The organism is Flavobacterium sp., assembly GCF_044360715.1.
GTDB lineage: Bacteria > Bacteroidota > Bacteroidia > Flavobacteriales > Flavobacteriaceae > Flavobacterium.
The window spans coordinates 104,388-115,834 of sequence record NZ_JBIKJY010000002.1; the positions used below are offsets into that span (position 1 = coordinate 104,388).

The 11,447-nt window shown below is 30.2% G+C and carries 11 protein-coding genes; 2 read left to right on the top strand and 9 right to left on the bottom strand.

The window, feature by feature from the left end; all coding sequences use genetic code 11:
* Positions 1-31: 31 nt before the first annotated feature.
* The 7 genes from ACIQ16_RS01230 to mutY all read right to left on the bottom strand — a co-directional run bounded on the left by ACIQ16_RS01230 (position 32) and on the right by mutY (position 7,780).
* Positions 32-505 carry a hypothetical protein gene (locus ACIQ16_RS01230; RefSeq protein WP_396148188.1) on the bottom strand — a complete coding sequence of 158 codons (474 nt, stop codon included), beginning with the start codon at positions 503-505 and terminating at the stop codon, positions 32-34.
* Between the two features lie 109 nt (positions 506-614).
* Complete coding sequence (locus ACIQ16_RS01235) at positions 615-1,172, bottom strand: DNA-3-methyladenine glycosylase I (RefSeq protein WP_396148189.1); 558 nt, start codon at positions 1,170-1,172, stop codon at positions 615-617.
* Entirely contained in the window at positions 1,165-1,833 is a 669-nt protein-coding gene (locus ACIQ16_RS01240) for a queuosine precursor transporter (RefSeq protein WP_396148190.1), read from the bottom strand. The genes ACIQ16_RS01235 and ACIQ16_RS01240 overlap by 8 nt, the downstream gene beginning before the upstream one ends.
* On the bottom strand, positions 1,834-5,610 hold the full coding sequence (locus ACIQ16_RS01245; RefSeq protein ID WP_396148191.1) for a TraB/GumN family protein: 3,777 nt from the start codon (positions 5,608-5,610) through the stop codon (positions 1,834-1,836).
* 81 nt (positions 5,611-5,691) lie between these two features.
* Entirely contained in the window at positions 5,692-6,243 is a 552-nt protein-coding gene (gene gldD, locus ACIQ16_RS01250; protein WP_396148192.1) for a gliding motility lipoprotein GldD, read from the bottom strand.
* A 58-nt stretch (positions 6,244-6,301) separates the two neighbouring features.
* Positions 6,302-6,715, bottom strand: coding sequence for a single-stranded DNA-binding protein (locus ACIQ16_RS01255; protein ID WP_291242426.1), 414 nt, complete (start codon positions 6,713-6,715; stop codon positions 6,302-6,304).
* A gap of 36 nt (positions 6,716-6,751) precedes the next feature.
* Positions 6,752-7,780, bottom strand: a complete 1,029-nt coding sequence (gene mutY / locus ACIQ16_RS01260) for an A/G-specific adenine glycosylase (protein WP_396148193.1) — start codon at positions 7,778-7,780, stop codon at positions 6,752-6,754.
* A 133-nt stretch (positions 7,781-7,913) separates the two neighbouring features.
* Between mutY and ACIQ16_RS01265 the strand changes: the two genes are divergently transcribed.
* Positions 7,914-8,207, top strand: coding sequence for an HU family DNA-binding protein (locus ACIQ16_RS01265; RefSeq protein WP_291242428.1), 294 nt, complete (start codon positions 7,914-7,916; stop codon positions 8,205-8,207).
* Positions 8,208-8,554: 347 nt separating this feature from the next.
* Entirely contained in the window at positions 8,555-10,102 is a 1,548-nt protein-coding gene (locus ACIQ16_RS01270) for an Rne/Rng family ribonuclease (protein ID WP_396148194.1), read from the top strand.
* Between the two features lie 62 nt (positions 10,103-10,164).
* Here ACIQ16_RS01270 and ACIQ16_RS01275 read toward each other — a convergent pair whose 3' ends face one another.
* Together ACIQ16_RS01275 and ACIQ16_RS01280 are read right to left on the bottom strand one after the other, a co-directional pair.
* Positions 10,165-10,932, bottom strand: coding sequence for an SIMPL domain-containing protein (locus ACIQ16_RS01275; RefSeq protein WP_396148195.1), 768 nt, complete (start codon positions 10,930-10,932; stop codon positions 10,165-10,167).
* Between the two features lie 67 nt (positions 10,933-10,999).
* Positions 11,000-11,440 carry a nucleoside deaminase gene (locus ACIQ16_RS01280; RefSeq protein WP_396148196.1) on the bottom strand — a complete coding sequence of 147 codons (441 nt, stop codon included), beginning with the start codon at positions 11,438-11,440 and terminating at the stop codon, positions 11,000-11,002.
* Positions 11,441-11,447 lie beyond the last annotated feature (7 nt).

An 11,447-nucleotide genomic window follows, 5' to 3' on the forward strand; every position in this document is an offset into this window, starting at 1 on the left:
CGTTTATTTTTGTTAATCGATACAATTTACTTTAATCAAAATTAATTTTATGAACTGTTATATTTCTTTTCTCAAAGTATTTTATCAATTCTTTCCAAGTATTCTGTGTTAAACTACTTGCTTGATAAACTTTATTAGAATCTGTAGTTATTATTCTCAATCTTATTGAAGACCGAGAAGGCATATCAATCACAACTTCTTTAATATCTTCAAAATCATAAACGTGCTGTTGTAAAAGCCAAATACTGTTTTTTACAACAAGATATTTACTACTTACAACAAAATAATTCATTGTGTAACTAAATATACCAAAAAGAACTAAAGCTGTTACAATTCCAAAAAATGGCTTTTCAGGAGCGCTATGAAATAATGAAATATCTTTAAAAATCATAACTATAAATATGATTAAAAATGCATACATCATTATTCCATTTGCTGAAAAATAATGCTTGTTATTAAAAATTTCCTTATCAGTTAATTGACTTTCGTCTATAAATTTTTTCATAATTCAAATATAAAAGAGACGCTTTCAGCGTGACAAACTTGGCGTGTAAAACAAATTTCTAAATTCTGCGACGAAAACTGCGACTGCGACTGTTCACTGCGACTGATCACTAATTCCTCACCCAACAATCTGCAACGTGGTCGTTTACCATTCCTGTGGCTTGCATATGTGCATAAACAACGGTAGAACCTACAAATTTGAAACCGCGTTTTTTTAAGTCTTTGCTTAACTTATCCGAAATTTCTGATGTTGCAGGTACTTCACTTAATGTTTTTGGTTTGTTATCAATTGGTTTGTTGTCTACAAAAGCCCAAATATAGTTAGAAAAACTTCCGAATTCTTCTTGCACTTTTATAAAAGCTTGAGCATTTGTTACTGAAGCTTTAATTTTTAACTTGTTCCTAATTATTCCAGCATCTTCCGCTAAAACTTGCAATTTTTCATCGGTAAATTTAGCTACTTTTTGCACATCAAAACCTGCAAATACTTTTCTGAAATTATCTCGTTTTACTAAAACCGTATACCAACTTAGTCCCGCTTGAAACGTTTCTAATATTAAAAACTCAAATAATGTGGCATCATCATAAACAGGTCTTCCCCATTCGTTATCGTGATAGTCTTTGTATAAATCGGTTTTTTCGCACCAAGCACAACGTTTCTTAGTCATTTACTATTGGTTTTTCGTTGTTATGAATGTAGGTTTCAATTAAAAAATGACCAAAATAAATTAACGGTGTCAAGCAAATTGCAATGATTAATTTAAAAGAATATCCAGTTAAAGAATATTCTACATATTGTTTGGTATTCCAAATTCCTGGTAAATAAAAGGCAATTCCGCCTACAATGAAAGAATCAATTAATTGTGAAATGACTGTAGAACCTGTACTTCGTAACCAAATCATTTTTTCTCCGGTTTTCTTTTTAAAATAACTAAAAAGCGTGACGTCTAAAAACTGTGCGACTAAAAACGCAAGAATCGAACCTACAATAATTAAATTACTTTGTCCAAATACAGCCGTAAATTGAGCATTTGAAACGGGACTGATGCCTTTTGCTTCTGGAATTTTCATCGAAAAAAACAAAATTACAAAACAGTAGGCAATTAAACCTGCTGTGATGTAACTCAGCCTTTTCACACCTTGTTTTCCGAAATATTCATTAATTAAATCGGTAGTAATAAATACGATAGGCCAAGGTAAAATACCCATACTTAATACAAAAGGGCCAATTTGAATTAATTTTCCCCCAATAAGTTCTGCAGTTATGGCATTTGTAATAAAAATACCTGCCAAAATAATATATACTATTTCTTTTTTGGTTTTTAACATTTATTCGTCGTAATATTCCTCTTCTTCGTAACTTTCATCCGTTGGATTACTTGAAAAATTTACTCGCAAATGATTGTCATTTAGCGATTCATTAATCATAGTTTTCATTTTCTGATCAATTTCTTTATCATCAATAATTTTTTCAGCATCAAATCGTCTAAAAGCTTTCAGATTTAATTGATTTTTTTCATCATAAACAAAAGCAATAGCGGTTAACTTTTCAGTATTTTTACCATACGAATCAGCTTCTATATTAATTTTCTTATAAAAGAAATACGATATTTTTTTGTCGTTATGTGTAACTATTTTTTCATCTAATAACACAATAGAATCATTTTTTTTATCAAAATCTTCATAATAATGAATGGCATTCATCACAATACTATCTTTACTAAACGCAGCTAATTCTTCCGTTTGTTTGTTGTGATACAGCATTTGCATCGCCGTAAATTTTGTTTTTGGATTGCTAATTAATTTATCTAATACACGTTTATCCAGCTTTTTATTTCTTGCCAATTCACGATTAGCAATAGCCACATTTAAATCGTCAATATTTAATTTTTCTGCTTTCTCATACAATTGGCGCATATCTTTTTCATTTTTGTATGAATATAAAATAGATAAATAGCTATTTAAAGCTTCCACAGGCGCGACATTTTCATCATCATAATTATATTCGTCATCATCATCACTGGCTTCATCTTCAAATTTCCAACTTACCAATCGTTTGTATTCTAATTTCGCATTGGTAAGTAGCATTTTTTTGTATGATTTTAGTTTTTTTGATGATACTTTTTCAGAATTTAATAGCACTTGCACAAACTCAACTATTGGCTCGTGAAATTCATTAATACTATAATATTCTAAAATATTTGGATATAAAACTTGAGCATTTTCGAGGTCTGCCATAAATAAATTAAACAATCCAGAAATTACATATCTTTCTGAAATAGGTAAATCATAATCTAATAATTCGGCAATTTTTTTATATGCCACTTTGCTTTTTTGTAAAGCCAAAGCACGTAAAATTGAAAATTGTGTTTGTGTTGAAACGTCTTGTTTTTTATACGCTTGTTCTAAAAACGGAAGTACTTCTGAAGATTTTAAAGATCCAATGCTTTCAAATAATTCACCTTTAAAATCCATTTCTTCTTTTCTAAATTCGAAATTTTCTAACAGGTTTTTAATTTTTGAAAAATCAGATTCTTCAATCGTTAAATTGTTAAATGATTTTATTGCCGAATAGCGTATACTATCGTGTTCGCTATTTAAATCTTCTTCAAAAATGCTGAATTTATTTTCAAAAAAGGTTCTTGATGTTATGGAAGCATCATCTACTTTAAACGAATTGAATACTTTTTCAATAAAAGGATTATCGTTATTGTAATTTTTATCAACTAAAGTTGTGAGCGTATAATATTCGCCTTTTTTGAGCACAATTTTATATTTAATAGCTTGTGTGCTTTTAGGTTTTGTAGCCAAAACTTCGTAAACATAAAAATCATTAACTGGATCTTTAGTAAATTTTTCATTAACCAAATCTAACTTTTGATTCGATGTTAATGCCAATGTTTTATCCCAAGTAGTTGATTTGTAATCTAACGGATTAAATTTATCCTTATCATTTGTATCAATAGTGTTTGCTACAGAATTAAAGCTAACGGCTTCTGTTGCTACAGAATCGACTTCAACGGAACTGTCAGAATAATTAAATTCATTGCTGTCGGTATAATTTTTAAATTCAAAATCTACTGAAATGTTTTTCTTAATTTGATTAAAAAGCGAATCTAAAACGGCATAACTTTCGTACCTATGTGGTTGCGAATACGTAATTTGTATATTGCTTTTGTTTGGCGAAAAAATATCAAAAGATTTGTATTTTACTTCAAAATGATTGGTTTTATTATCTTCTTTATACCTGTTTTTTCTTTCAAATTTAAAATCTAAATATTCGTTTTCTTGTTTCGGAATTTCTACAGAAAAATGAGCTGTAGAATCTTTAAATGTTTTATAAACAATATCCTCTTTTGCTTTTGTAATTTCGAATGAGTTTAAAAAAGCATCTACCTTATTTTTTGAGGCATTTACAGTTCCCAATAAATAATATTTATTTCCCTTTAAGGCCGATTTTAGATATATATTTTTATCTTTTAATTTTGTTTGCGATGTAACTTCAAATTTATTTTTATCAAAGCTTGTTTGCATAGAATCCAACTCGTGAACCGCATAAAATTCATAATGCATTCTTTTCAATTCATATTCAGAATCCTCTAAATTTTCATAATCCATCATCGTACTTTCTATAACAAAATAATGTGCGTTTTCTTGCTCGTCAAAGGCATAAATTTCTGTATCTTCCAGTCTTTTATTGTCTTTTTTATTTCCTACTGTTGTGTAATAAGAAGGTAACGTAACTTTAAAATTTTGCTTGTTTGGTACTACTGTTGTCAACTCTTGTTTGTACGATTTAATTTTAATATTATTATACACCTCATCTTCATATTTTCTAACATAATCGCCTTCTCCACTCATAATTACAGAAATAATTTCAAGTGGTGTTATATAATATCTATAGCGTTCGTTTTTCCCTGTTTTAGTTTTGCTTTTGATATCATACACAAAATTATTTTTTTCTTGATATGTCTTTTTCTCTAAAATTTCACCTGGAATATTTTCAAAAAACAAACTATCAAGCGTTTTATGGTTGAATTTTTCGTCTTTTTTGCTAATAAAATCCTTCAGCAACATACGTTTTACATTAATATAGCCACCGTTTCCTAAATCTGGAGATTCTAAATTTTCGCCATTTTTTAAAACCAAAGGAAACAAAGGCAAAGAAATCATTTCATCCGCTGTTGTATTTATTTCAAAAACAGGCTTTACAAAATATTCTTCAATTTGTTTCTTTATTTTTTTTCCTTTTTCAGTATAATCAGAAAATATTGGCGTTACGGTATATCCTTTTCTTCGTAACATTTCAATCATTCCGTTTTTTCCAGGTAAATGTGCGGCACCAACTGCAGCAAACAGACTTCCTGTTTTCATAATAGAATCCATACTTGTAGACATAATTTCATTTCTATCAAAAAGCATGGCTTTGTTGTATAATTTTGGAGAGGAAAGCATGTTTAGCGTATCCAATAAATCTAAATCTTTTTCGCGATATGCATCTCTTAAAACCTCAGCATAAGAACGTTTTTTTAATAGTTTTAAAATAGCTTGTTTGTTTTCATCTACTTCACTTCTATCCATTTCCGCCTCGGCTTTTTCGATATTTAATGTAGTAGATTTAACGTTTTCTAACCCCAATGTCTTTTTACCATATTTTCTTCCGGTTCTATAAATGAACATATCTAAATAGGTTTCCTCTTGAAATTCTTGATTGGCTTGATTGGTTCGAGATAACAATCCAATTAAGTTGTAATTTGAACCTCTGAAAAGAGAATATAAATAGTCTTTTTCTATTGGTGAAGTATAGAAATTAGTGTAGAAATTTTTTCTTGTTTGAGTAGATTGATAAAATCCATACAAATCGTATAATTCTGTCCAAGTATTTGGTTCGCTTTCGTTAGCAATAAAATCTGAAGCCATTAATTTTTCAAAAAACGAATCAGACAAATGAAAAGAAACCTTGTCGGAAACATGCATCGTGCCATACATATAGGATTTTTTGGTTAATCCGTTACCAGAAATTTCCCAAAATAAACTTTGGTATTTTTTTTCTTGTGCAAATGTAGAAAGGGATAAAAATGTAAGTAAAAATAAAATCTTTTTCAAAGGGATAATTATTAAGTTAAGTTGTCCCAAATATAATAAATTGAAAAGATTTTTAATATGAATTTTTACAAAAAATAAAAACTATTTCCATTTAATAGATTCTATAATTTTTCTCATATCATTTTTAATATAATCCGCTGCTGGAAGTATAGAATCAAAATTTGGTTTAGAGTAAAAATACATACTTGCAGTAACAAAATTTTTAGTACTATCCGTAGCGTAAAATTGAGCATTTGTAGCGGCATTCCCACCTACTTGATAAAACATACCGTATACTTTACTATCTGGGTTTATGTAAGGTTGCTCTGCAATATCGTTTGCTTTTATAGCGTGTTCGTACGTTAATTTTTGAGCATCAATTAGTAATTTATCTAAGTTATTTTTAACAGGTTTGTACGTTAAATATACCGTTGCTTTCATTTTTGGATAATGAATTTCCAGTCCACAATTTGATGTGGCTTTCACCTCTGCCAATTCATTTTTATCGAAATCGAAACCGCAAGAATTTGAAAATTTCATATATTTTGCTTGTGGATATTCCAAGCTTAATTGTCCTGTTGGTTTGGGCATTTTATCATCTCCACAAGAAAGTAAAGAAAGACAAAGTAAGCTAAAAATAAGGCGGATTTTCATTTATGTTTGTTTAAGAAAAGTACAATCTATTTTCTATATTCTATTCTCTATAGAAGATTTAATCTAACGAATCAAAATCCACATCTTTTGAGCTTGGCGGATTTGAAGTTGGTGCTTTAGATAAATCTGAATCTTTTTTAGTATTTAAGAATGTAAATTCTGTAACTTGTATTTCGGTAGTATATTTTGTTGTGCCATCTTCAGCTGTCCATTGACGTGATTTTATTCTACCTTCGATATAAATTTTATCTCCTTTTGAAAGGTATTTTTCACATAACTCTGCTGCTTTATTTCGCACTACTATATTATGCCATTCTGTAGAAGTGATTTTTTCACCTGTAGATTTGTTAATATACACTTCATTTGTTGCTAATGGAAATCTTCCAATACAACTTTGAGCATCAAAATAATGCATTTTTACCTCGTCACCTAAGTGTCCGATTAAAATAACCTTGTTTAAAGTACCGTTCATGGCTTATATGTTTTTATCAAAAATACTAAATATTATTTATATACCAATTTTTTCTATAAAATTATGTAATACAATTGGAACAGGCAATTGTTTTAATTCAGAAAAAGTATAGCTGTTTTTCAATGTTTCTTCGGTTTCTACTCTATAAAATTTAATGTTTAAATGCTGATGCGATAACTTATGCAATACATCAAAAGCATCATAATATTGAAAATTTTTAATGTTATATATTTCTTTTAATTGAAGAAACAAATTCTGTTCATCCAATTCATTTTCAGATTCCACACAAGGAAATTCATATAAATTTCTCCAAATTCCGTTTTCAGTTCTCTTATTCATTATGTAATTTCCAGAAGCATCGTGAATTAAAACGTAATTCAAAAATCGCTTCGTTATTTTATTTTTTTTCAATTTTACCGGTAATTCCGAAACAATTTTGAGTTTATAAGCTTCACAACTGTCACTAAAAACACAATCTAAACAATTTGGACTTTTAGGCACACATTGTAACGCACCAAATTCCATTATTGCCTGATTGTGAAGATTAGGATTTGTTGAAGAAAGTAATTTTTGAGCCAGTTCTATAAAATATTTTTTTGATGAATTTTGAGAAATATCATAATCAACATTAAAAACACGCGACAATACTCTAAAAACATTGCCATCTACAACCGCAACCGCCTCGTTTGCAGAAAAAGAGGCAATAGCAGCAGCAGTATAAGTTCCAATTCCTTTTAGTTTTATTAATTCGTCGTAAGTAGTTGGGAAAATGCCATTATGTTTTTCTACAACTAATTTAGCAGTAAAATGTAAATTTCTGGCACGAGAATAGTATCCAAGTCCTTGCCAAAGCTTCAAAACTTGTTGTTCATCGGCATTTGCTAAATCATTTACTGTAGGAAAAGCAGTTACAAAATTTATGTAATACGGCAATCCTTGACTCACTCGTGTTTGCTGCAAAATAATTTCTGAAAGCCAAATTTTGTAGGCATCATTGGTATTTCGCCAAGGCAAGTCTCTATAATTTTGTTGATACCAACTGATTATTTTAGTTGAAAAATTCATATGAATAATTAAAGTTGTAAAAATAAATCATTTATCTGGTTAAATTTTAGTTCATTATGTTTGAATTTGTATTTTTTTAATTCATATATTTGCACACTCAAAAAAATACACATAAAATTTAACACGCAAGAAAATGACGAAAGCAGATATCGTAGCAAAAATTTCAGAAAAATTAGGTCTTGAAAAAGGTGACGTTCAAGCTACTGTAGAATCATTCATGGAAGAAGTAAAAAACTCATTAGAAACTGGTGATAATGTTTACTTAAGAGGATTTGGTAGTTTTATTGTTAAAACAAGAGCTGAAAAAACAGGAAGAAACATTTCAAAAAACACAACCATCAAAATACCAGCTCACAACATTCCAGCATTTAAACCTGCTAAAATATTTGTTGAAAGCGTTAAAGAAAAGACAGAAGTAACTGTATAATATTATTTATTAATCAAAAAAAACTACACATTATGCCAAGTGGTAAAAAAAGAAAAAGACATAAGGTAGCTACTCACAAGCGTAAAAAAAGAGCGAGAGCTAACCGTCACAAAAAGAAAAAGTAGTCTAATAACTACTTTTCTTTGTTTTAAAAAACAAGTTACGTTCATTGAATTTTAAATTATTTTATATATTGAAGTTTTCAAATATATCATAGTTTTATTGGGTATTTTACCTAAATTGTTTAATCCATCCTAGCAATAAGTTGCTAGTTGCTAGTTGTTTCGTACCTTTGGTATAAACAATCAACAACCGACAACAAAATGTTCGGATAAAAAAGATACAGCATGAACAAAGAATTAATCATTAGATCTGGTTCAGACGCAGTAGATTTTGCCTTATTAAAAGATGGAAAACTAATTGAATTACACAAAGAAAAAGAGGCTGGCGACAGCAATCAGTTTCAGGTTGGCGATATTTTTATTGCAAAAATAAGAAAGCCTGTTGCTGGACTAAACGCCGCATTTGTACATTTAGGCCATGAAAAAGATGCGTTTTTGCATTATCATGACTTAGGTCCAAACTTAGGTTCTTTGATGAAATTTATTAAACTTGTAAGCGCAGGTAAAATAAAAGATTATTCACTCAAAAATTTCCCTTTTGAACCAGAAATTAGCAAAGATGGCACTATAATGGACACATTAAGCGCCAATCAGTCAATTTTAGTTCAAGTAGTTAAAGAACCAATCTCCACAAAAGGACCTAGAATTAGTTCTGAGATTTCTTTAGCAGGAAGATATGTAGTTTTAGTTCCTTTTTCAGACCGTGTATCCATTTCGCAAAAAATTGGAGACCGAGCAGAAAAAGATCGTCTAAAAAAATTACTACAATCTATAAAACCAAAGGGATTTGGTGTTATTGTGAGAACAGTAGCCGAAGGCAGAAAAACAACTGAGATTGAAAAAGATGTAGAAACACTGTTAGACCGTTGGACTAGCATGTGCAAAAAACTACAAACCGCCCATCATCCCTCAAAAGTATTAGGAGAATTAACAAAATCTTCTTCGATGCTTAGAGATATTTTTAACGATACTTTTACGAGTATTCAAGTAGATGATGAAGATTTGTATTTAAAAACGAAGGAGTATTTGCAAGAAATAGCTCCGGATAAAGCGTCTATCGTAAAACACTATCAGTCGAAAGATTTACCTCTATTTGAGAAGTATAATATAGAAAGACAAATAAAAACCTCTTTTGGAAAATCAGTTTCTATGAGTAAAGGGGCCTATTTAATTATTGAACATACAGAAGCATTACACGTTATTGATGTAAATTCTGGCAATAGATCAAATAAAGCCACCAACCAAGAAGATACTGCCATGGAAGTAAATATGATTGCTGCAGCTGAAATTGCACGTCAATTACGACTAAGAGATATGGGAGGAATTATTGTTGTCGATTTTATAGATTTACAAAATCCAGACAATAGAAAAATATTATTCGATTTCTTACGAGAAGAAATGAGTGACGATAAGGCGAAGCATAAAATCTTGCCTCCTAGTAAATTTGGACTGGTTCAAATTACTAGACAAAGAGTTAGACCTGAAGTTAATATTGAAACAAACGAAGAAAACCCGAACGAAAACGGACAGGTTGAAGCAGCAATTTTAATTATTGACAAAATAGAAGCTAATCTTGAAAGCATTATTAAAGACCATAAAAAAGTAGTACTTAACGTACACCCATTTGTGGCCGCATACCTTACAAAAGGTTTTCCATCCTTACGTTCAAAATGGTTTTTTGAACATAAGAAATGGGTGAAAATTATACCTCGTGACGCTTACACGTACTTAGAATATCATTTCTTTGATAACCAAGGAAAAGAAATTCTATAAAAAACAAAACCGCTACTCGAAAGAATAGCGGTTTTTTTTATTTTCTTAATTTATATATCGAACTACTCCAACTCATATTCCAACCTAACCGTAATTCTTGCGGTTTTGTTTTTACTAAATGTATCATTGTTTCCACCGTAACTGTCTTCTTCCGTAGAACCTTGTCCTGTAATTTGGAAAACACCCATACTTGCCGTTTTTAGTTTTCCTAAATCGCCATCAGCGGTTTTTACAATTTTTTCAGCACGTTCGTAAGCGTCTTTTGTGGCTTTTTCAATAAGTTGGTGCTTTAAACTTGGTAAATCTGAGTAAGTATATTGAATGGAATTTGAAGACAATTCAATTCCAGAATTAATTAATTCCGAAGTTTTACTAGAAACAGCTTCAATTCGTTTCATTAAATCCGGGTTTTTCTTCGCAGAAAAAGTAATGGTCTGTGAGGCTTCATAGCCGTCAAAAACTTGTTCGTATTTCGTATTATACTGGTTTTCGACATCTTCTATTCGTACTTCTCTAAATTTTTTATTGAATTGCACTGCACCAAAACTGAACTCACTGGCTTTAAAACCTTTCCCTAAAAAGAAATTAGACACAATTTTCTGATCTGCAATCATTTTATTGTAGGCTTCTTTAATATCATAACTTCTAGTTGTAAAACTTCCACTCCACAAGATTTCATCAGAAACAAAGTCTTTCGTCCCTAAACCAATAACGGAAATCGAATCTAAATTTTCGTTTCGTTTTTTAAAAGCGGTACCTAATATAAATGCAGTTGCCACAATAGCAATTCCAATAATTGCCGAAGATTTCATTTTGTCTGTAATTTTCATAGTAATTGTTTAAAGGTTGATTTGGTTACTTTATTTTTAAAACATATATCAAACCACATGCCAAGATTTATCTCTTTTTCTGAAAAAAACTAGTCATTAATTCAGCACATTCCTTTTCTAAAATTCCAGAAACCACTTCTGTTTTTGGATGAATTTGTGTGCCTAATGTTTTATAACCTCTTTTTGAATCTGCTGCCCCAAATACAATTTTAGAAATCTGACTCCAATATAAGGCTCCTGCACACATCTGGCAAGGTTCTAAAGTAACATATAGCGTGCAACCTTTTAAATATTTTCCACCTAAAAAATTTGCTGCACTCGTAATGGCTTGCATTTCGGCATGTGCCGTTACATCATGTAAAAGCTCAGTTAAATTATGTGTTCTGGCAATTATTGTATCGTTTACCACAATAACAGCACCCACAGGAATTTCGTCTTTCTCAAAAGCAATTTCTGCTTCCTGAAGCGCTTTTTTCATAAAATATTCGTCGGTAAAAATAGTTTCCAAGTTTCTT

What these genes read in the sequence shown, in the direction of transcription:
- gldD (WP_396148192.1), bottom strand. Translation starts at nt 6,243, where the DNA reads ATGAAAATCCGCCTTATTTTTAGCTTACTTTGTCTTTCTTTACTTTCT.
- mutY (WP_396148193.1), bottom strand. Translation starts at nt 7,780, where the DNA reads ATGAATTTTTCAACTAAAATAATCAGTTGGTATCAACAAAATTATAGA.
- ACIQ16_RS01265 (WP_291242428.1), top strand. Translation starts at nt 7,914, where the DNA reads ATGACGAAAGCAGATATCGTAGCAAAAATTTCAGAAAAATTAGGTCTT.
- ACIQ16_RS01235 (WP_396148189.1), bottom strand. Translation starts at nt 1,172, where the DNA reads ATGACTAAGAAACGTTGTGCTTGGTGCGAAAAAACCGATTTATACAAA.
- ACIQ16_RS01275 (WP_396148195.1), bottom strand. Translation starts at nt 10,932, where the DNA reads ATGAAAATTACAGACAAAATGAAATCTTCGGCAATTATTGGAATTGCT.
- ACIQ16_RS01255 (WP_291242426.1), bottom strand. Translation starts at nt 6,715, where the DNA reads ATGAACGGTACTTTAAACAAGGTTATTTTAATCGGACACTTAGGTGAC.
- ACIQ16_RS01230 (WP_396148188.1), bottom strand. Translation starts at nt 505, where the DNA reads ATGAAAAAATTTATAGACGAAAGTCAATTAACTGATAAGGAAATTTTT.
- ACIQ16_RS01270 (WP_396148194.1), top strand. Translation starts at nt 8,555, where the DNA reads ATGAACAAAGAATTAATCATTAGATCTGGTTCAGACGCAGTAGATTTT.
- ACIQ16_RS01240 (WP_396148190.1), bottom strand. Translation starts at nt 1,833, where the DNA reads ATGTTAAAAACCAAAAAAGAAATAGTATATATTATTTTGGCAGGTATT.